Annotated in this window: 17 protein-coding genes; 6 read left to right on the top strand and 11 right to left on the bottom strand. The window is 71.8% G+C overall.

Annotation, left to right across the window (positions count from 1 at the left end; all coding sequences use genetic code 11):
• Positions 1-590: 590 nt before the first annotated feature.
• Complete coding sequence (locus AB0300_RS14550; protein ID WP_366216266.1) at positions 591-4265, bottom strand: bifunctional proline dehydrogenase/L-glutamate gamma-semialdehyde dehydrogenase; 3675 nt, start codon at positions 4263-4265, stop codon at positions 591-593.
• A gap of 64 nt (positions 4266-4329) precedes the next feature.
• Positions 4330-4890, bottom strand: coding sequence for an acyl-CoA thioesterase (locus AB0300_RS14545; protein ID WP_025105424.1), 561 nt, complete (start codon positions 4888-4890; stop codon positions 4330-4332).
• 130 nt (positions 4891-5020) lie between these two features.
• On the opposite strand from AB0300_RS14545, the gene AB0300_RS14540 reads away from it, so the two are divergent.
• Positions 5021-5530, top strand: a complete 510-nt coding sequence (locus AB0300_RS14540) for a GNAT family N-acetyltransferase (protein WP_025105423.1) — start codon at positions 5021-5023, stop codon at positions 5528-5530.
• A gap of 52 nt (positions 5531-5582) precedes the next feature.
• Here the strand turns inward: AB0300_RS14540 and AB0300_RS14535 are convergent, their stop codons facing one another.
• The 5 genes from AB0300_RS14535 to AB0300_RS14515 are packed head-to-tail and all read right to left on the bottom strand — an operon-like array spanning position 5583 to position 10614.
• Positions 5583-6734, bottom strand: coding sequence for an acetyl-CoA C-acetyltransferase (locus AB0300_RS14535; RefSeq protein WP_366216265.1), 1152 nt, complete (start codon positions 6732-6734; stop codon positions 5583-5585).
• A 13-nt stretch (positions 6735-6747) separates the two neighbouring features.
• A complete protein-coding gene (locus AB0300_RS14530; RefSeq protein ID WP_315109185.1) occupies positions 6748-7221 on the bottom strand; it encodes an ASCH domain-containing protein in 474 nt (157 codons plus the stop codon).
• A gap of 3 nt (positions 7222-7224) precedes the next feature.
• Entirely contained in the window at positions 7225-8862 is a 1638-nt protein-coding gene (locus AB0300_RS14525; RefSeq protein WP_366216264.1) for a cytochrome b/b6 domain-containing protein, read from the bottom strand.
• A 2-nt stretch (positions 8863-8864) separates the two neighbouring features.
• Complete coding sequence (locus AB0300_RS14520; protein WP_366216263.1) at positions 8865-9836, bottom strand: electron transfer flavoprotein subunit alpha/FixB family protein; 972 nt, start codon at positions 9834-9836, stop codon at positions 8865-8867.
• Position 9837: 1 nt separating this feature from the next.
• Entirely contained in the window at positions 9838-10614 is a 777-nt protein-coding gene (locus AB0300_RS14515) for an electron transfer flavoprotein subunit beta/FixA family protein (protein WP_126894129.1), read from the bottom strand.
• A 175-nt stretch (positions 10615-10789) separates the two neighbouring features.
• On the opposite strand from AB0300_RS14515, the gene AB0300_RS14510 reads away from it, so the two are divergent.
• Genes AB0300_RS14510 through AB0300_RS14500 form a run of 3 tightly spaced genes read left to right on the top strand, consistent with a single transcriptional unit; the run spans position 10790 to position 12236 of the window.
• Positions 10790-11326: a MarR family transcriptional regulator gene (locus tag AB0300_RS14510; RefSeq protein ID WP_085605486.1), complete on the top strand. Its 537-nt coding sequence runs from the start codon at positions 10790-10792 to the stop codon at positions 11324-11326.
• A complete protein-coding gene (locus AB0300_RS14505) occupies positions 11326-11796 on the top strand; it encodes an SRPBCC family protein (protein WP_366216262.1) in 471 nt (156 codons plus the stop codon). The genes AB0300_RS14510 and AB0300_RS14505 overlap by 1 nt, the downstream gene beginning before the upstream one ends.
• On the top strand, positions 11793-12236 hold the full coding sequence (locus tag AB0300_RS14500) for a YdeI/OmpD-associated family protein (RefSeq protein WP_025105416.1): 444 nt from the start codon (positions 11793-11795) through the stop codon (positions 12234-12236). The genes AB0300_RS14505 and AB0300_RS14500 overlap by 4 nt, the downstream gene beginning before the upstream one ends.
• Before the next feature lie 14 nt (positions 12237-12250).
• Here AB0300_RS14500 and AB0300_RS14495 read toward each other — a convergent pair whose 3' ends face one another.
• From AB0300_RS14495 to AB0300_RS14480, 4 genes are all read right to left on the bottom strand, one after another.
• The gene (locus AB0300_RS14495) at positions 12251-13027 is read right to left on the bottom strand and encodes an enoyl-CoA hydratase (RefSeq protein WP_085605491.1); all 777 of its coding nucleotides are present in this window, start codon (positions 13025-13027) and stop codon (positions 12251-12253) included.
• A gap of 101 nt (positions 13028-13128) precedes the next feature.
• On the bottom strand, positions 13129-14007 hold the full coding sequence (gene mmsB, locus AB0300_RS14490) for a 3-hydroxyisobutyrate dehydrogenase (protein WP_025105414.1): 879 nt from the start codon (positions 14005-14007) through the stop codon (positions 13129-13131).
• The gene (locus AB0300_RS14485) at positions 14004-15185 is read right to left on the bottom strand and encodes an acyl-CoA dehydrogenase family protein (RefSeq protein ID WP_303709822.1); all 1182 of its coding nucleotides are present in this window, start codon (positions 15183-15185) and stop codon (positions 14004-14006) included. The genes mmsB and AB0300_RS14485 overlap by 4 nt, the downstream gene beginning before the upstream one ends.
• 9 nt (positions 15186-15194) lie before the next feature.
• The gene (locus AB0300_RS14480) at positions 15195-16694 is read right to left on the bottom strand and encodes a CoA-acylating methylmalonate-semialdehyde dehydrogenase (RefSeq protein WP_366216261.1); all 1500 of its coding nucleotides are present in this window, start codon (positions 16692-16694) and stop codon (positions 15195-15197) included.
• Between the two features lie 392 nt (positions 16695-17086).
• Here AB0300_RS14480 and AB0300_RS14475 point away from each other — a divergent pair, with 392 nt between their 5' ends.
• Both AB0300_RS14475 and AB0300_RS14470 read left to right on the top strand, forming a co-directional pair.
• Positions 17087-18061: a hypothetical protein gene (locus AB0300_RS14475; RefSeq protein ID WP_366216260.1), complete on the top strand. Its 975-nt coding sequence runs from the start codon at positions 17087-17089 to the stop codon at positions 18059-18061.
• Between the two features lie 154 nt (positions 18062-18215).
• The gene (locus AB0300_RS14470) at positions 18216-18818 is read left to right on the top strand and encodes an antibiotic biosynthesis monooxygenase (protein ID WP_062765537.1); all 603 of its coding nucleotides are present in this window, start codon (positions 18216-18218) and stop codon (positions 18816-18818) included.
• Positions 18819-18826: the final 8 nt, after the last annotated feature.

The raw sequence follows: 18826 nt of genomic DNA, 5'->3' as shown, positions 1-18826 counted from the left end.
ATTGCACCCCGTCCCCGCCCCCCTGTCCCCTCTCCGCAGTCTTTCCCGGGATCACAATCGCACCCCCGCACCGCCTCTCCCGCCCGTTTCCGATCCCGCACGCCGCCCACTCCCCCACACCCCGCGCCGCGGGATCAATAGCGCACCTCCCCAGGCCCCCGACGGCACCTTTTCGATCCCGCGTCCCCGGAAGCTCCCACCCCTCCCCGCAGCACCCCACACCGATCCCGCACACCCACCGCAGGCGGGATCGAGAACGCACCCCCATCGCTCCGGAGCGGCGCATTTTTGCACCCGCGGCTTGGAGACACGTACGCCCCGGAGGTGGGATCAGAATTGCACCCGAGCAGCACCGAGGCGGCCCTCTTTCGCACCCGCACCGAAACCGGCGCGGCGGCCCCCGGTCGGGTGGGATCAGAAACGCACGCCGGGTGGCGCGGGGAGGCGCCTTTTCGCCCCCACACCCGAGATGGGCGCGGCACCACGGCGGGCCGGGATCAGAAACGGACCCCTGACGGGCCGGGATCAGAAACGGACCCCTGACGGACCGGAGCGGCACGTTATTGCACCCGCACCGAAACGGCCGGGGGTCAGATGACGGAGGCGCTCCAGGGGTCGGGGTTTCCGTAACGGTGGGCGGTGATCGAGACGGACTGCTCGTGCACGAACGGGAGGAGCTCGATGCGGGCCGCCGCCGTCACCTCCGCGTCGTACACCGCGAGGTCCGGGTCACCGCCGGTGGCCACCGCCAGCGCGGAGCGCAGCGCCGCCACCGACTCCCGTCCGCCCACGAGCCGCACACGCCCATGCCGCGGAAGCACCGGAACACCCGCATCTCCCGAGGCCCCGGACTCCTCGGCCACCTGCATCCGCTGGAGCCACTCGACCTCCGTCTCCAGGAACACCACGGCGTCGAGGTCACCCAGAGCATGCCGCACGCCCGCCGGAAGCCCGACCGGAGTGGACACGACGAAGCCCGCCCCCGCGCGCACTCCCGCGATCACGACCCGCAGCAGGTCGTGCAGGGCGGCGTCCTCGGTGGCGCGGATCTCCACGGGCACGGGCCGATACCGGAAGAGGTTGCGCTCGATCTCCAGCCGTGAGACGTCCCGCACCCGGCCGAACTCCCGGTCCCAGGCCAACGCGTCCGACAGGGCGGATCGCCGAAGCCACTCGAACGACTCGAACGGGAGGGACGGCTGCGCGGCCTCGATGAGCCCCGTGATCCGGGAGTCGAGCCCCCGCAGATGGAGGGTGCTCGACGCCGGGGCCCCGTGCTGGGCGCGCCACGACCCGAGTCCGATGAGGTGGTTCGGCCCGCCCGGCTTGGCGCCGGCGCCGACGGAGGACCGCTTCCACCCGCCGAACGGCTGCCGCTGCACGATCGCCCCGGTGGTGCCGCGGTTGACGTAGAGGTTCCCGGCCTGCACACGGTCGAGCCAGAAGGAGAGGTCGTCCGGGTCCTGTGTGTGCAGCCCCGCGGTGAGACCGTAGGCGACGGCGTTCTGCAGGTCGATGGCCTTGGCGAGGGTCGGCGCGTGCATGACCCCGAGGACCGGTCCGAAGAACTCCTCGGTGTGGAAGCGGGAACCGGACTGCACGCCGACCCGCACGCCCGGGCTCCACAGCCGGCCGCTGCCGTCGTCGGCGGAGTCGAGGGCGGGTTCGATGAGCCACCGCTCGTCGCCCTCCAGCTCGGAGAGGGCCCAGGCGAGCTTCCCCTCGGGCTTCTCGATGACCGGGCCCACCTCGGCGAGCGGATCCGAGGGCCACCCGACACGCAGCGAGCGGACAGCGTCGGCGAGCTGACGGGCGAAACGCTGCGAGCGCCCCACCGGCCCGACGAGGATCGCGAGGGACGCCGCGGAGCACTTCTGCCCCGCATGACCGAACGCGCTCTTCACGAGGTCGGCCACGGCGAGGTCGAGATCGGCCGAGGGCGTGATGATCATGGCGTTCTTGCCGCTGGTCTCGGCGAGCAGGGGCAGGTCGGGACGCCAGGAGCGGAACAGCGCCGCGGTCTCCCACGACCCGGTGAGGATCACCCGATCCACCGCCTCGTCCGTGATGAGGGCACGGCCGAGGTCGCCTTCCTCGATGTCGACGAGAGCGAGAGCCTCACGGGGCACGCCACCGTCCCACAGCGCCTCCACGAGCACCGCCGCACACCGCCGCGCCTGCGGGGCGGGCTTCAGGACCACGCCGGAGCCCGCGGCGAGCGCCGCCAGCACGCCACCCGCGGGGATCGCGAGGGGGAAGTTCCACGGCGGCGCGACGACGGTCACGCGGGCGGGGACGAACACGGCGCCGGAGATCGCGTCGAGCTCGCGGCACGTGGCGGCGTAGTACCGGGCGAAGTCGACGGCCTCGCTCACCTCGACATCGGCTTCGGCGAAGACCTTGCCCGTCTCCACCGCCGCGACCTCGATCAGCTCCGCACGCCGGGACTCGAGCGCCGCCGCTGCGCGCAGCAGCACCTCGGCCCGTTCGGCTGCAGGACGCGCACCCCAGGCCGCCGCCGCACCCTGCACACCGCGCACGATGCGGCCGAGGTCGTCGGCGTCGTCGACGCGGGCCGCGTCCAGGACCTCCGTCCCGACCGTCGAGTCCGCGAGCCGTGCGCGGATCCCCGCCGCCCACTCGCGGTTGGCGGGGAGCGCGAGATCCGTATCGGCCGTGTTCGCGAAGCCCGGGGCGCCCCCGGTGTCCTCCCCACGCTCGCGCGCCGCGTACACGGCGGTCTCGAGGTAGGCGCCGGTGTCGGCGTCGTCCGAGCCGCGCACGATGCCGAGCACGGCCTTGGTGAGATCGGCCTCCGCGACCGGGCTGACCGGCGCCGGCCGCACGGACTCGTGCACCGGCGCGAGGCGGTCCTGCGTGCGCCGCGGCCCGAGGGCGAGGGCGGGGTCGGCCGCCCGGTCGAGCGCGTCGAGGAAGCGGTCGGCCTCTCGGGCGAAGAGCGTCTCGTCGTCGTGCAGATGGAACGCCGCGGAGAGGAAGTTCTCGGACGACGCGTTCTCCTCCAGCCGCCGCACGAGGTAGCTGATGGCCACGTCGAACTCGGCGGGCGCCACGACCGGCACGTACAGCAGCACCGGACCGACTTCGCGGGACACCGCCTGCACCTGCCCCTGAGCCATGCCGAGCAGCATCTCGAACTCGACCGCGTCGCGGACGCCCCGCTCCCCGGCCCGCAGCCACGCGTGGGCGATGCCGAAGAGGTTGTGGCCGGCCACGCCGATCCGCACGGCCGACGTGTGCTCGGGCCGCAGCGCCCAGTCGAGGCAGCGCAGGTAGTTGGCGTCGGTGTCGAGCTTGGTGTCGTAGGGCGCGGGCGTCCACCCGTGCAGCGTCGCCTCGACGTGCTCCATCGCGAGGTTCGCGCCCTTCACGAGGCGCACCTTGATGCGGGCTCCCCCGTGGATCACGCGGTCCTGCGCCCAGGCGGTGAGCTCCTGGAGGGCCGGGAGCGCGTCAGGGAGGTAGGCCTGCAGCACGATCCCGGCCTCGAGACCGGTGAGCCGCGGATCCTCCAGGATCCGTGTGAAGACGGCGATCGTGAGGTCGAGGTCGCGATACTCCTCCATGTCGAGGTTGATGAAGGTGCCGTCCGCTGCCGCCGTCACGTACAGCGGGAGCAGCCGCTCCACGACCCGGTCGACGACCTCGTCGAAGCCCCACATCGAGATGCGGCTGACGATGGCGGAGACCTTGACCGACACGTAGTCGACGTCCGGACGCCGGATGAGCTCATGGATGCCGTCGAGCCGCCGCTGCGCCTCCGCCTCGCCCAGCACCGCCTCCCCGAGGAGGTTGAGGTTCAGGCGCGAGCCCGACTCCCGCAGCTTCTCGATCGCGGGTCCGAGCTTCGCGGGCCGCGCGTCCACCACGAGGTGCCCCACCATCTCGCGCAGCGCCCGCCGCGCGAGGGGGACGACCGGGGTCGGCAGCACCGGGGCGACGCCGGCGCCGAGCCGCACGGCGGAGCGCAGGTACCACGGCAGGAACTCCGGCACGATCGGCGCGATCCGGCGCAGCTGGGCGGCCGCGGCGGTCAGGCTCTCCGGCCGCATCACGCCGTCGACGAAACCGAGGGTGAACGGCAGACCGTTGGCGTCGCGCAGGACTCCGGCGAGGCGTTCCGCTGCGGGGTCGACGTCGGCCGCGGCCGCCTCGATCACCCAGCGGCGCGCGAGTTCGACGGCCTGATCGGCGAGGGATGCGGATGCCCCCGCCTCCGCGGAGGATGACGACGACTCTGCCATGTGACCACCCTAGGTCTCCGGTCGCGGAATCCCGGGGTGCCCGACCGGGCGGGCCGGAGTCGGGTCAGTTCCAGATGCTGGGGGCGGGGGTGCGCACGGGAGGCAGGGCGGACGCGGCCGCCCAGTCGTGCACCCACGCGTCGATCTCCGGCACCCCGTCGGGCTTGCCCACCGCAGCGAAGAGCTCCTCGTTGCTGACCGTGCCGCCGGAGCGTCGCAGCACGCGGGCCCGCACGATGGCCCGGGCGTAGACCTCGCCGCCGACCACGGCACGATGCTCCAGGAACAGGGCCTTCTCGTCGTGCCCGATGAACCGGGACTGCACCTCGAACCGCTGCCAGAGCTGGAGCGACTTGCGGAAGGTGATCGTCTCACTCGACACGACCGCGTACCAGCCCTGCTCCTTCATCACGTCGAACAACCCCGTGCGGATGAGGTGGTCCCAGCGACCGAGGTCGAACAGCGACAGGTACCGGCCGTTGTTCATGTGGCGGAGGATGTCGAGGTCGGTCGGCAGGGTGGTCACCGTCACGGTGCCGACGGCGGTGGGGTCGAGGGTCTTCCCCTGCCGCACGCGGCGACGCGCACCGAGGATCACGAGGAGGGTCCGCCAGATCACGTTCACGAGGACTGATCGTAGCCATCCGCGCACGACGGTCGAACTTCGTTGTCCGATTCCTCCATGCCCCCGGTGGGCCTCTCGGGGGCCGTCGTCCCGATTTCCGATTTCCACGGACCCGCCGTAGAGTCACCGCATGAGCGCCGAAGCCCAGCCCGAAGTCATCGTCCGTCCGGTCCGTGATGTGGATGCGGAAGCCCTCGGTCGCGTGCATGCGCAGTGCTGGCACGAGACCTACGATCACCTCATCAGCAAGGCGGCTCTGGAGAAGGTCTCCCCCCGCCGGATGGCCGAGCTCTGGACGCACTGGGCGGCGCAGGGCCCCGACTTCAAGATGAACGCGGCGCTCGTCGACGGCGAGATCGTCGGCTTCGTCGGCTCGGGTCCGGCCCGCGACAAGGACGCCCCGGCGTTCCGCGAGCTGTACTTCATCTACCTGCTCGACGCGTACCACTCGACCGGCATCGGGCAGAAGCTGTTCGATGCGGCCGTCGAGAAGGACGAGCCGCTCTACCTCTGGGTCGCCGAGGACAACCCCCGCGCGCACCGCTTCTACACGCGCAACGGATTCCACCTCGACGGCGCCGCGCACACCGAGCCGTTCCTCGGCGAGACGCTCACCGAGGTCCGCTTCGTGCGCCCCTGACCCTCGTCTTCACCGAAAGGGCCGCCCCGCGGGGCGGCCCTTTCGTCTGCGCTCAGAGGCGTTCGATGATCGTGACGTTCGCGACGCCGCCGCCCTCGCACATCGTCTGCAGGCCGTACCGGCCGCCGGTGCGCTCCAGCTCGTTGAGCAGGGTCGCGAGGATGCGGGTGCCGGTCGCGCCGATCGGGTGGCCCAGCGCGATGCCGCCGCCGTTGACGTTGACCTTCTCGTGCGGCGCACCGGTCTCGCGCATCCAGGCGAGCACGACCGAGGCGAACGCCTCGTTGACCTCGAACAGGTCGATGTCCTCGATCCGGAGCCGGGTGCGCTCCAGCGCGTGCCGGGTCGCCGGGATCGGCGCGGTGAGCATGAGCACGGGGTCGTCGCCGCGGACGGAGACGTGGTGGATGCGGGCCCGCGGGGTGAGGCCGTGCTCCTGCACCGCCCGCGCACTGGCGATGAGCACGGCACTCGATGCATCGCTGATCTGCGACGCGACCGCGGCGGTGATCCGTCCCCCGGGCGCGAGCGGCGGCAGTCCGGCGATGCGTTCCAGAGTGGTGTCCCGGCGCACGCCCTCGTCGTGGTCGAGCCCGGCGAGCGGCGCGATCTCCGCCGCGAACCGCCCCTCGTCCTGGGCCACGGCCGCCCGGCGGTGACTCTCCAGCGCGTACCGCTCCATCTCCTCCCGCGAGATGTCCCACCGCTCGGCGATGAGCTCCGCGCCCCGGAACTGCGAGATCTCCTGGTCGCCGTAGCGCTCCTGCCATCCGGGCGACTCGGCGTACGGCGTCGTGAAGCCGTACTCCCGGCCGACGGTCGCGGCGGCCGTGAGCGGGATCCGCGACATGTTCTGCAGCCCGCCGGCGATCACGAGGTCACTGGTGCCGCTGAGCACCGCCTGCGCGGCGAAGTGCACGGCCTGCTGACTGGATCCGCACTGGCGGTCGATCGTCACGCCGGGCACGTGCTCCGGGAAGCCGGCGACGAGCAGCGCGGTGCGCGCGACGTTCCCGGCCTGCCCCCCGATCGCATCGATGGCTCCGAGGATCACGTCGTCCACGGCGCCGGGGTCGATGCCGGTCCGGTCGACGAGGGCCCGCAGACTGTGCGCGCCGAGGTCGGCGGGGTGGATCTCCGCGAGAGCGCCGCCACGGCGTCCGACCGGCGAACGGACCGCGTCGACGATGTAGGCCTCTGCCATGATCTCCCTCTTCTCAGTCCTCCGTGCCGGCCGGCAGGAGCAGCCGGAAGCGTTCGCACAGCACCGGCATGTCGGGTTCATAGCCGCGCGGGTTCTCGGAGTGGGTGCGCCAGTAGCGCTCGTGCACCTCGCGCCAGTGCGCGAGCGTGCGATCCCCCTCCCCCTCGGCGAACGCGTGCGCCTCGTCGACCTCGTCGAACGGCACGATGTCGATCGCCGTGGTCTCGATCACGGCGCGCGGGGCGCCGGTTCCGTCGAGGATGATGCTGAGCTCGCCGACGGTCGGCAGCGGATCCCCTGTCTCCTCGTAGTCCCAGACGGAGGACGCGGTGCCCACCTTGATGCCGCGGAGCACGAGCTCCAGGAGCTCGTCGGCGTGCTCCGGCGTCGCGCCGAAACCCCACGCCTCGGGAAGCGCCTCGGGCAGGTGCGGCAGCGCGATCCGGGCGTCGCGCCAGTACTCCTCGATGGCAGTGCGGTCGGTCATGGATCAGCGCCCCGAGACCTTGCCGAACACCTTCGCGATCGGCGCGAGCACGAGCGGCCGCGCCGCGACCCACGCGATCGCGATCACGACGAGCGAGGCGATGAACACCCAGAACCCCGTCCACGTCGCGGCATCCTGCGCGGCGAACATGTGATTGAGGTTGCGCAGGAAGCCGGTCAGCATCACGAGCGCGACGTGCGCGATGATGAACGCCACGAAGTAGAGCATCACCGGGAAGTGCAGGGCGCGCGCCCATTCCACCGGGTACGCCTTCGACAGGCGCTCCGCCTTCTTGGGCCAGAGCCCCGACATGCGGAACCCGGTGACGGCGGCGAGCGGTGCCGCGAGGAAGACGGTGACGAAGTAGGCGAGCTGCTGCAGGCTGTTGTAGTTGTTCCAGCCGTTCTCGTGCGGCCAGTCGAACGAGATGTACTGCAGCGCCGCCGACAGCGCGTTCGGGAAGACCTCCCAGCTCGTCGGCACGATCCGCACCCAGTGCCCCGTGGCGAACAGCAGCACCACGAAGATCACGCCGTTCAGCAGCCACAGGATGTCGAGCGCCTGATGGAACCAGAGGTTCAGGCTGATCTTGCCCTTCGGGTTGTTCCGCGGCGTCCAGAACACGCTCGGACGCTTCTCGGTGCGCACCTGCAGCCCCGAGCGGATGATCAGCACGATCAGGAACATGTTGAAGAAGTGCGCCCAGTTGACCCACGGCGCGAAGCCGGGCTCGACCGGGATCGGCGGCTCGTACTCGCCCGGGAAGGCGGCCAGGAAGTCCTGCATGAAGGGGAGGCTCAGCAGCGTGCGGACGAGGGCCACGGCCGCGGCCGCGAGCACACCGAGGGCGGCGGCGCCGAACAGCGCCGCGATCGCCTGGGTCCAGGTCGGGCGGCGGCGAGCGGTCGGGGTGGTCGAGGCGGCGGCCGGGAGGTGTCGGGGGGCACGACCGTTCCAGACCGTGCGGGTCCAGGGCAGCGGCGTGCTGATGTCGGCGGCCGGGGCGAGCGCGGTGCCGGGGACCGCGGGTTCCGCCGTCGCGGGTGCCGCGGCCGGAGCCGGAGTCTCCGCGATCGCGGGGGCGTCCGCTGCTACGGCCGAGGAGGTGTCGGCGGTCGCCCGCGCAGGCACGGTCCCCGCAGGCGGCCAGGGCTCGCCGCCCGGGACACGGGGCAGTCCACGACGAACGCTGGAGGATCCGGCGGGCGTCGCGGCGCCGGGCGTCGCGGGAGCGGGCGTCGCGGCAGCGGACGTCGCGGCGGCAGCCGGCTCGGCAGCGGGAGCGTCGGGCGCCGTGACCGCGGCACGTGACGTCTCGGCAGGCACCGCGGCGACGGCCGACACCGCCGGCGCGGCCTCGGCCGGCGGCCACGGCTCGCCGCCCGGGACGCGCGGAAGGCCCCGACGGAGAGTCGGGCGCGGGGCGGCGTCCGCCGGCAGAGAGGGGGTCGCGACAGCGGCCTCGACCTCGGGGGCCGTGCCCTCGACGCGCTCCGTCGTCGCGGACGCCGGCGCCGACACCGTCGCCTCGGCGGCGGCCACCTCGACCGCATCGACGGTCTCGACCGTCACCTCGGCGGGCGGCCACGGCTCGCCGCCCGGCACCCGCGGAAGCCCGCGGCGCAGCACCCGCCTCGCCATGGCTACTTCTTCCGCGCCTCGAGCGCAGCGATCACCTGCGGCACGATCGTGAACACATCGCCGACGATGCCGAAGTCGGCGACGTCGAAGATCGGCGCCTCCGGGTCCTTGTTGATCGCCACGATGTTCTTCGACGTCTGCATGCCGGCGCGGTGCTGGATCGCGCCGGAGATCCCGAGCGCGACGTAGAGCTGCGGCGACACCGAGACCCCGGTCTGCCCGACCTGGTGGGACTGCGGGATGTAGCCCGCATCGACGGCGGCACGCGAGGCGCCGACCGCGGCCCCGAGGGCGTCGGCGAGCTCCTCCACGAGCACGAACTTCTCCTTCGAGGCGAGACCCCGGCCGCCCGACACGACGCGGGTCGCTCCGCGCAGCTCGGGCCGGGACGAGGTGGCCTCGACCGTCTCGACGGGGCCCGCCGTCGCGGCGACCGCTCCGGACGGAGTGACCGCGAGCTGCTCGACCTGCGGGGAGGCGACCGCCTCGGCTCTGGCGTCCACAGCGCCCTGGCGCAGCGTGACGACGAGCGTGCCGTACGTCGCGGCGGCGTCGACGAGATACGCCCCGCCATAGACCGAGTGGTGGGCGACGATGCCCTCGTCGTCACGCGAGACCCCGACCGCGTCCACGGCGAGCGCACTCTTCGTCCGCACCGCGAACCGGCCGGCGACATCGCGTCCGGAGATCGAGTTCGAGATGAGGACGGCCGCGGGATGCACCTGCGCGGCGGCGGCCTGCAGCGCGTCGACGATCGGGACCGTCAGCGCGGACGGGTCGCCGTCGGCCGTGAGCACGACCGCGGCTCCGGCCTCCGCGGCCGTGGCGACCGCCGCCTCGGAACCGCCGACGATCACCGCGACCGGTGTGCCGATGCCTGCCGCCGCGCCGAGGAGTCCGACGGTGCTGCTGGTGAGTGCACCGGACGGGTCGACGTCGAGGAGCACGAGGATCGGGTTCTCGGGGTACGCCATGTCACACCAGCCTGTTCTGCACGAGGAACTCGACGAGCTTCTCGGCGGCATCGCCCTCGTCGGTGATCTTGACGCCGGCGGCCCGCGGGGGCTTCTCCGAGACCGCGGTCATGATGGTGCGCGGCGCCGCCGCCGGGTCGGCCGACACGTCGAGGTCGGCGAGGGACAGCACCTCCAGCGGCTTCTTCTTCGCCGCCATGATGCCCTTGAAGTTGGGGAACCGGGCGTCCGGGAGCGCCTCGGTGATGGAGATGACGGCGGGCAGCGGCGCGGTCACCTGCTGGTTGCCCGCGTCGGCGCCGCGGGTGCCGGAGACGCCCTCGGCGGTGATCTCGACCGCGGTGAGGGCGGTGGCCTGCGCCCAGCCGAGGTGTTCGGCGAGCATCGCGGGGAGGACCCCGCCGGCGCCGTCGGTGGACAGGTTGCCGGTGATGACGAGGTCGGGGGCGCCGCGGCGGATCGCGGCGGCGAGCACCTCGGCGGTGAGGCCCAGGTCGGCGCCGACGAGCTGTTCGTCGACGATGTGGATCGCGGAGGCGGCGCCGATCGCGAGGGCCCGCCGCACGGATGCCGTCGCGCTCTCGGGCGCCATCGTCAGGGCCACGACCTCGGTGCCCTCGTTCTTGTCGGCGTGGGCCAGGGCGACCTCGAGGGCCCGCTCCGTGATCTCGTCGAGGACCACATCCCCGGCCCCGCGTTCGGCGAGTCCGGTCTCGAGATTCAACGTGCGATCGCCATAGGTGTCCGGTACCTCTTTGACCAGGACGAAGATCTTCATCGAATGCTCCTCACGACACGCTGAGTCTATCCGCACGCTCTTCTATGTAGCCAAAGGCGGAGGGATCCGCAGGTGGTACCCCCGATTTCGGCCGCCAATGTATACATAGTCGACAGTCGGGCCCCGCGGCTCGCCGCTGACAGCCGGGGGCGGACTCCCCCGGTACCGTAGAGACGTGGTCCGACCCCGCCCGCTTCCCGTCGACCCGCTCGCCGAGGCGAAGCGGCAGTGGATCGCGCACGGCTGGACCGAGGCCGCGGACGGCATGACGGTGGTCACCTCGGTGATGCGCGCCCAGCAGCTCCTCCTGGCCCGCGTCGACGCGGCCCTCAAGCCCTTCGCGCTGAGCTTCGCCCGCTACGAGGTGCTGCGGCTGCTCGCCTTCAGCCGCGCCGGACGCCTGCCGTTGTCGAGTGTCGTCGCGCGCCTGCAGGTCCACGCCACCACCATCACGAGCACCGCCGAGCGGCTCATGCGCGACGGCCTCGTCGTCCGCGAACCGCACCCGCACGACGGACGCGCGGCGATGCTCGCCCTCACCGACGACGGCCGCGATCTCGTCGAGCGCGCCACGACCGCCCTCAACGCCGACGTCTTCGCCGACCCCGGGATGAGCGAGGCCGACGCCGCCGAGCTCGTCGCCATCGTCGCCCGCCTGCGCCGCGACGCCGGCGACTTCATCGACCCGCGCCCCCTCCCCGAACCGCTCTGATGCCCCGGTTCGTGCTCGAGACCGTGATCGCGGCACCGCGCCCTGTCGTGTTCGCCGCAGCACTGGACCCGGAGCTGCATCTGCAGTCGATGGCGCGCTACGACGAGACGATGATCGAGGAGCCCGCAGGCGGCGCGTTCAGCGAGGGGTCCACGGTCACCTGGCGCGCGCGGCACTTCGGCATCCCGTTCCGCCTGCGCTCCGTGGTGTTCGACATCGACGCGCCGCATCGGTTCACCGACCGTCAGATCGCCGGACCGTTCCGCGACCTCCGGCACGAGCACGTGTTCGAGGAGCATCCGCGCGGCACCCTCATGCGCGACACGATCGTGTTCCGGTCGCCCTTCGGGCCCCTCGGCCGCGTCGTCGACGCCCTCGTGCTCGGCCGCTACATGGAGCGCCTGATCGCCGAACGCAACACCGCTCTGGTCGCCGCGATCGAGGATGGCGGGCGTACTCTTCCTGCATGAGCGAACTGCGCGTGCACACCGTCCTCACCGGTCGCGGCCCCGCCGCGGCGATCCTCCTCACCGACGAGCAGGTGGCGTCCTTCGGCGCCGGCAAGGCCTTCCCGGTCGCGGTCACGATCGGCGGGCGCACCGCGCGCCTGCGCCTGGCCCGCATGGGCGGCGAGAACATGATCGGGCTCAGCAAGGCCGCCCGCGCGGACCTCGGTGTCGAGATCGATCAGGAGGTCGACGCCGTCATCCGGCTCGACACCGCGGAGCGGGTGGTCGAGGTGCCGCCAGCACTGGCCGCCGCCCTCGACGCCGATCCGGCCGTGCGCGCGGCGTTCGACGCCCTCTCCCCGTCGGCGCGCAAGGAGCACGCCAGGGCGGTCGCCGAGGCCAAGCAGGAGGCGACGCGCGAGCGCCGGATCGCGAAGATCGTGGAGTCCCTGCGCGGCTGACCCGTGCCCCGCGGTCAGCGGTTCTGGAAGTCCGGCGTGCGCTTCTCGCGGAAGGCCGCCATCCCCTCCTTCTGGTCGTGCGTGTCGAACAGCGCCGCGAACGCCTGCTTCTCGTGGGCGAGGCCCTCGGACAGCGTCGTCTCCATGGCGGCATCGAGCGCGGCCTTGGCGGCGTAGACCGACGGCAGCGACTTCGACGCGATCGTCTCGGCCAGCGTCGTCGCCTCGGTGAGGAGATCCGCCGCGGGGACGACACGGGACACGAGTCCGGAGCGCTCGGCCTCCTCTGCCCCCATGAAGCGGCCGGACAGCACGAGCTCCGCCGCCTTGTAGTACCCCACCGCGCGGATGAGCCGCTGGGTGCCGCCCATGCCGGGGATCACTCCGAGGTTGATCTCGGGCTGTCCGAACTTCGCGGTGTCCGCGGCGAGGATGATGTCGCACATCATCGCCAACTCGCAGCCGCCGCCGAGCGCGAACCCGGAGACCGCCGCGATGACCGGGGTGCGCACGGCCGCGAAGTCGTGCCAGACGCCGAAGTGGTCGGTCTCGAGCATCTCCGCCGCGGACATGCCCTCCATCTCCTTGATGTCGGCGCCGGCCGCGAAGGCCTTCTCGGAGCCGGTCACGACGATGGCCCCGACGCCGTCATCCGCATCGAAGGCCTGCGCGGCCGCGGTGACCTCCTCGGCGAGCCGGCTGTTCAGCGCGTTGAGCGCCTCCGGTCGGTGGAGGGTGATCCAGCCCACCCGTCCGCGCTGCTCCACCAGGATCGTCTCGTACTCGGTCATCGCTCCCGCCTTCCTGTTGTCATCCACCCTCCCCTTCGAATCGCCCGATTTGCTGCATTTCGGCCGGATTTGCGACCATTCAGGCGATTCGAAAGCGGGAGTCAGCCGCGGATCTCCGTGATGATGCCGGAGAAGTCACGGGCGGCGCCGTCGCCGGCGGCGTAGGCGGCGTACAGCTCCTGCGCCAGACGACCCATCCGCGCGTCCGTCGAGGTCTGCTCGATGGCCTGCAGCGCGAGACCGAGGTCCTTCGCCATGAGGGCTCCAGCGAACCCCGGCTGGTAGTCCCGGTTCGCGGGGCTGGTGGGCACCGGACCGGGCACGGGGCAGTTCGTGGTGAGCGCCCAGCACTGCCCCGACGCCTGGGACACCACATCGAATAGGGCCTGATGCTCGAGTCCCAACCGCTCGCCCAGCACGAAGGCCTCGGCGACGGCGATCTGCGACACCGCGAGCACCATGTTGTTGCAGACCTTCGCCGCCTGTCCGAGTCCCGGTCCGCCGCAGTGCACGATCCGCTTCCCCATGATCTCCAGCAGCGGCAGCGCCGCCGCGAAGTCGTCGTCGGAACCCCCGACCATGAACGCCAGGGTCCCGGCCTCCGCCCCGACCACACCTCCGGATACCGGAGCATCGATGTGCCGGTGGCCCGCGGCGAGCGCAAGTGCATGGGCGGCCCGCGCCTCGTCCACCGCGATGGTCGACGACTCGATGAACAGCGTCCCGGGGCGCGCGGCCGCCAGCAGCTCCGTGCGGTAGGCCTCGATGACGTGCTTCCCCGCCGGGAACATCGTCACCACGACCTCCGCGTCCGCCACCGCCTCCGCGCCGCTCGCCGCCACGGGGATCCCGGCCGCTCGCGCCGCCTCGATGGCCGCGGGCACGAGGTCGAACCCGTGCACCTCGTGTCCGGCGGCGACGAGGTTCTTCGCCATCGGCAGCCCCATGTGCCCGAGCCCGAGGAAGGCGACGCGGGTCATGATGCGCTCCGCATCGACGTCGACCCCGCGGGTCGCAGCATCTCCCGGCCGACGATCAGGCGCATGATCTCGTTCGTCCCCTCGAGGATCTGGTGCACGCGGAGGTCGCGGACGATCTTCTCGATGCCGTAGTCCTGCAGGTAGCCGTAGCCGCCGTGCAGCTGGAGGGCGCGGTTGGCCACCTCGAAGCCGGCGTCGGTCGCAAAGCGCTTGGCCATCGCGCAGCGCATCGTCGCGTCCGGCGCCTTCTCGTCCACCGCCTGCGCGCCGTCCCGCACCATGAGCCGCGCGGCCTGCAGGTCGGTGCGCATGTCGGCGATCGCGAAGAGGATCGACTGCTTCTCCGCCAGCGGCTCCCCGAACGCGACGCGCTCGTGCACGTACTGCACGGCCTTGTCGAGCGCGGCCTGCGCGCCACCGAGAGAGCACGCCGCGATGTTGAGGCGGCCACCGTTGAGCGCCGACATCGCGATCGCGAAACCGCGTCCCTCGTCGCCGAGCATCGCGGACGCCGGCACCCGCACGCCGTCCATGATCACGGGCCGGGTGGGCTGCGCGTGCCACCCCATCTTCTTCTCCGGAGCACCGAAGCTCAGGTTCTCCGCGTCGCCGGGGACCAGGAAGGCGCTGATCCCGCGGGCTCCCGGCTCGCCGGTCCGCGCCATGACGACGTACACCGCGGCCTCACCGGCTCCGGAGATGAACTGCTTCACCCCGGTCAGCACGTACTCGTCGCCCTCGCGGACGGCACTGGTCGCGATGTTCGCCGCGTCGGATCCGGCCCCCGGCTCGGTGAGGCAGTAGCCGCCGAACTCCTGCATGGCGGTCAGCGACGGCAGCCAGCGCGACCGCTGCTCGTCGTCGCCGTAGGTGTCGATCATCCACACCACCATGTTGTGGATGGAGATGTAGGCGGCCACCGCGGGGTCGGCCTTGGCGAGCTCCTCGAAGATGGCGACGGTGTCGACGCGGGTGAGGCCCGTGCCGCCGAACTCCTCGCTCACGTAGATCCCGCCGAGGCCGAGCTCGCCGCCGCGCTGCAGCGACTCCCGCGGGAACAGGTGCTTCTCGTCGCGTTCCGCGGCGAACGGGGCGAGCTCCGCATCGGCGAACTCTCGCACGGCGTCGAGGATCGCCTCGCGCTCTTCATCGGTGGTGGTGACGGTGGTCATGGTCATCGCGTGTCCTTAGTGCATCGTGGGGATGACGAAGCTGGCGCCCTCGCGTATCCCCGACGGCCAGCGGCTCGTCACGGTCTTGGTCTTCGTGTAGAAGCGGAAGGCGTCGGCGCCGTGCTGATTGAGGTCGCCGAAACCGCTGCGCTTCCAGCCGCCGAACGTGTAGTAGGCGATCGGCACCGGGATGGGAACGTTCACGCCCACCATCCCGACCTCCACGCGTGCGGCGAAGTCGCGGGCGGCGTCACCGTCGCGCGTGAAGATGGCGACGCCGTTGCCGTACTCGTGCTCGGAGGCCATGCGCAGCGCCTCCTCGTAGTCGGCGGCGCGGGCGATCACGAGCACCGGGCCGAAGATCTCCTCGCGGTAGATCGCCATGTCGGTCGTCACGTGATCGAACAGGGTCGGTCCGAGGTAGAAGCCCTCCTCGTGCCCGTCGACCGTGAAGCCGCGGCCGTCGGCGAGCAGCGTCGCGCCCTCGTCGATCCCCTGCTGGATGTAGCCCTCCACCCGCTCGACCGCTGCGCGGGTGACCAGGGGGCCGTAGTCGACGTCCGCCGCGAGGGACGGTCCGACCCGCAGCTGAGCGACGCGTTCGGTGAGCTTGGCGGCAAGCGCGTCCGCGGTCTCCTCGCCGACCGGCACGGCGACGGAGATGGCCATGCACCGCTCCCCTGCGGAGCCGTAGCCGGCGCCGATGAGCGCGTCGACGGCCTGGTCGAGGTCGGCGTCCGGCATCACGATCATGTGGTTCTTCGCGCCGCCGAAGCACTGCGCGCGCTTGCCGTGGGCGGCCGCGGTGGCGTAGATGTACTCGGCGATGGGCGTGGAGCCGACGAAACCGACCGCGCGGATCCGGTCGTCGGTGAGCAGCGTGTCCACCGCCTCCTTGTCGCCGTGCACCACGTTGAGGACGCCGGCCGGCAACCCCGCTTCGAGGAAGAGCTCGGCGAGGCGCACCGGCACCGAGGGGTCGCGCTCGCTGGGCTTGAGCACCACGGCGTTGCCGGCGGCGAGCGCGGGCCCGGCCTTCCACAGCGGGATCATGGCGGGGAAGTTGAAGGGCGTGATAGCGGCGACGACCCCGAGCGGCTGCCGCATCGAGTACACGTCGATGCCGGCCCCGGCCCCGGTGGAGTACTCGCCCTTGAGCAGATGCGGGGCTCCGGCGGAGAACTCGATGACCTCGAGACCCCGCTGGATGTCGCCCTTGGCGTCGTCGACGGTCTTGCCGTGCTCGCTCGCGAGGAGTTCGGCGAGGGAGGTCATCTCCTGCTGCACGAGGTCGAGGAACCGCAGGAGGACGCGGGCGCGCTTCTGCGGGTTGGTCGCCGCCCACGCGGCCTGTGCCTGCTCCGCGTTCCCGATGACGCGGCGCACCTCCTCCGCGGACGCGAGCGGCACCCGGGCCTGCACGGCTCCGGTGCTCGGGTCGAAGACGTCGGCGAAGCGGCCGTCTTCCGGGGTGACATGCGTTCCGCCCACGAAGTGCGGGATAGTACGGGTCATTGTGCGACATCCCTCCGTGCCCTCTTTGGCACATCGGCGAGTTTACTCCGACGACCGTGAAAATACGAGGACGTCCTTGTATCTTGCGGCGCCCCGCGTTCGGATGCCGCCGTCGCCCGTTCTCCGGCCGTTCACCCGCCGGACATCCAGGCCGATTACAACTGCAGATGCACGGCACAGACTCAGACCGGATCGGGTAGTCGCGTCTCCCGTGCACACGGTGAGCACTCTCGCTCCCGAGACCCCCGCCGAATCGGGTCGGCGGGGGTCTTCTCTTCCTTCGAATCGCTTGCTTTGCTCCATTTCGGCCGGGGATAGAGCACAGTGCGCGATTCGAACCGGGGCTGTGGAGACCGACCCCGCCCCGACCGCGGGGGTGGGAGCGTGGGGGCATGGGACGACGACAGCAGCTTCCGGCCCGCTTCGGGGCGGACTTCGCGGTCCGGACGGCGCGACTGCACGGCGTGAGTCGCGGACGGCTGCGCGGATCCGACCTCGAGGCTCCGTTCCACGGGGTCCGCGTGCACCCCCGCCCGGCTCCCGGGATCGACATCGCAGACCCGTACGAGCGGCAGCGGCACGCGCGGGTGGCACGAGCACAGTCCTACGCCCCGATCCTGCACACGGGACACTTCTTCAGTCACGAGACCGCCGTGTCGATCTGGGGAGGCCCCCTGCCGCTCGCCTTCGACGATCACGGAGGCATCGCGACGGCGGACGACCTCGCCCTCCACGTCAGCGCGTCCGGCGGGATCCCGTTCCCCCGCGCCCGCGGCGTGACCGGGCACCGCACGCTGTCCAGCCTCACCTCGATCCGCTATCGGGACGGCCTCCGGGTGACCTCCCCCGCCGCGACCTGGGTCTCCCTCGGCACGCTGCCGCTGGTGGACCTCGTGGCCCTCGGCGACTACTTCTGCCGGCGCTGGAGACCGGGTGTCGGGCGGCCGGACCTCGGGAGGCAGCCGTGGGCGACAATCGACGAACTGCGGGAGATGCTGGCGGCAGGGCGGAGGCGCGGGGCGGCACGGTTGCGGGAGGCGGTCGAGCTCGTGCGGGAGGACTCGTGGTCGCCGCGGGAGAGCCGGCTGCGGTGCCTCCTGGTCGCGGCCGGGATCCCGGAGCCTCAACTCAACGTGGACGTGTTCGACGACCGAGGTCGCTTCCTGGCCTGCGTCGACATGGTCTGGGAGGCCGAACGCGTCGCGGCGGAGTACCACGGCATGGTGCACGGCGCGCAGTGGGCACGGGATATCGAGCGGGTCGCGGCGCTGCGGGCTGCCGGGTGGACGGTGATCGAGGTCACCGCACCCCTCCTCCACAGACAGGAGGAACTGATCCGCCGTGTGGCGTCGGCGCTGGGGCGGTGACCCCGCGTTCGAATCGCGCGAATGGCGGCATCCGGCCCGGATTTACAGCCAATCGCGCGACTCGAACGGGAACTAGAATCGACCAGGCGCCGCGACCCTGGCGCCGCCACCCCGCGTCCGCACCCCGACGCCGCTCACCCCCGAGGACCGCACCATGTCCGCATCCGCGCCCGTCTCCGAACCCGTCACCGTCTCCATCCGTCGCGAGGTCGACCCGGAGCGCATCGCCGAGGCCACCGCGTGGGTGCAGACCGGGGTGAACCTCGCGACGAAGTACCCGGGATTCCTCGGCTCCGGCTGGGTCCGTGCCGGCGAGGACTCCCAGGTCTGGCACATGCTCTACCGCTTCGCGAGCGAGGACGCGCTCACCGCGTGGGAGCAGTCCGGCGAACGCGCGTGGTGGCTGTCGATGGGCCAGGGCTTCGTCCGCAGCGAGCGGTCCAAGCGCCGCTCCGGCATCGAGGGCTGGTTCGACGAGCCGTCCACGGGATCCATCCCCGTCGTCGATCCGGACGGCACGACCAGCACCGTGACCGTCGCTCCCGCGCCGCCGCGGTGGAAGCAGGCCGTCTCGATCTGGCTCGGCTTCTTCCCCGTGAACCTCGCGTTCACCTACGCCATGAGCCCGGTACCGGGATGGGACGCCGTGCCGCTGTGGCTCCGCGTGCTCATCACCACCCTCGTGCTCACGCCGATCATGACGTACTGGGTGCTGCCGTTCGTCACGCGCTCCCTGCGGAACTGGCTCGCCCGCTAGCGCCGCCC

It is taken from the genome of Microbacterium sp. NPDC078814, assembly GCF_040702645.1.
Classification (GTDB): Bacteria; Actinomycetota; Actinomycetes; order Actinomycetales; family Microbacteriaceae; genus Microbacterium.
The sequence above is the reverse complement of the archived record's forward strand: the minus strand, read 5'-3'. Positions and strand labels throughout refer to the sequence as shown.

Excerpts from the sequence above, each read along its gene's own strand:
- AB0300_RS14485 (WP_303709822.1), bottom strand. The coding sequence starts at position 15,185 with ATGACCATGACCACCGTCACCACCACCGATGAAGAGCGCGAGGCGATC.
- AB0300_RS14535 (WP_366216265.1), bottom strand. The coding sequence starts at position 6,734 with ATGGCAGAGGCCTACATCGTCGACGCGGTCCGTTCGCCGGTCGGACGC.
- AB0300_RS14495 (WP_085605491.1), bottom strand. The coding sequence starts at position 13,027 with ATGACCGAGTACGAGACGATCCTGGTGGAGCAGCGCGGACGGGTGGGC.
- AB0300_RS14480 (WP_366216261.1), bottom strand. The coding sequence starts at position 16,694 with ATGACCCGTACTATCCCGCACTTCGTGGGCGGAACGCATGTCACCCCG.
- AB0300_RS14520 (WP_366216263.1), bottom strand. The coding sequence starts at position 9,836 with ATGGCGTACCCCGAGAACCCGATCCTCGTGCTCCTCGACGTCGACCCG.
- AB0300_RS14530 (WP_315109185.1), bottom strand. The coding sequence starts at position 7,221 with ATGACCGACCGCACTGCCATCGAGGAGTACTGGCGCGACGCCCGGATC.
- AB0300_RS14505 (WP_366216262.1), top strand. The coding sequence starts at position 11,326 with ATGCCCCGGTTCGTGCTCGAGACCGTGATCGCGGCACCGCGCCCTGTC.
- AB0300_RS14515 (WP_126894129.1), bottom strand. The coding sequence starts at position 10,614 with ATGAAGATCTTCGTCCTGGTCAAAGAGGTACCGGACACCTATGGCGAT.
- mmsB (WP_025105414.1), bottom strand. The coding sequence starts at position 14,007 with ATGACCCGCGTCGCCTTCCTCGGGCTCGGGCACATGGGGCTGCCGATG.
- AB0300_RS14525 (WP_366216264.1), bottom strand. The coding sequence starts at position 8,862 with ATGGCGAGGCGGGTGCTGCGCCGCGGGCTTCCGCGGGTGCCGGGCGGC.
- AB0300_RS14500 (WP_025105416.1), top strand. The coding sequence starts at position 11,793 with ATGAGCGAACTGCGCGTGCACACCGTCCTCACCGGTCGCGGCCCCGCC.
- AB0300_RS14475 (WP_366216260.1), top strand. The coding sequence starts at position 17,087 with ATGGGACGACGACAGCAGCTTCCGGCCCGCTTCGGGGCGGACTTCGCG.
- AB0300_RS14540 (WP_025105423.1), top strand. The coding sequence starts at position 5,021 with ATGAGCGCCGAAGCCCAGCCCGAAGTCATCGTCCGTCCGGTCCGTGAT.
- AB0300_RS14550 (WP_366216266.1), bottom strand. The coding sequence starts at position 4,265 with ATGGCAGAGTCGTCGTCATCCTCCGCGGAGGCGGGGGCATCCGCATCC.
- AB0300_RS14470 (WP_062765537.1), top strand. The coding sequence starts at position 18,216 with ATGTCCGCATCCGCGCCCGTCTCCGAACCCGTCACCGTCTCCATCCGT.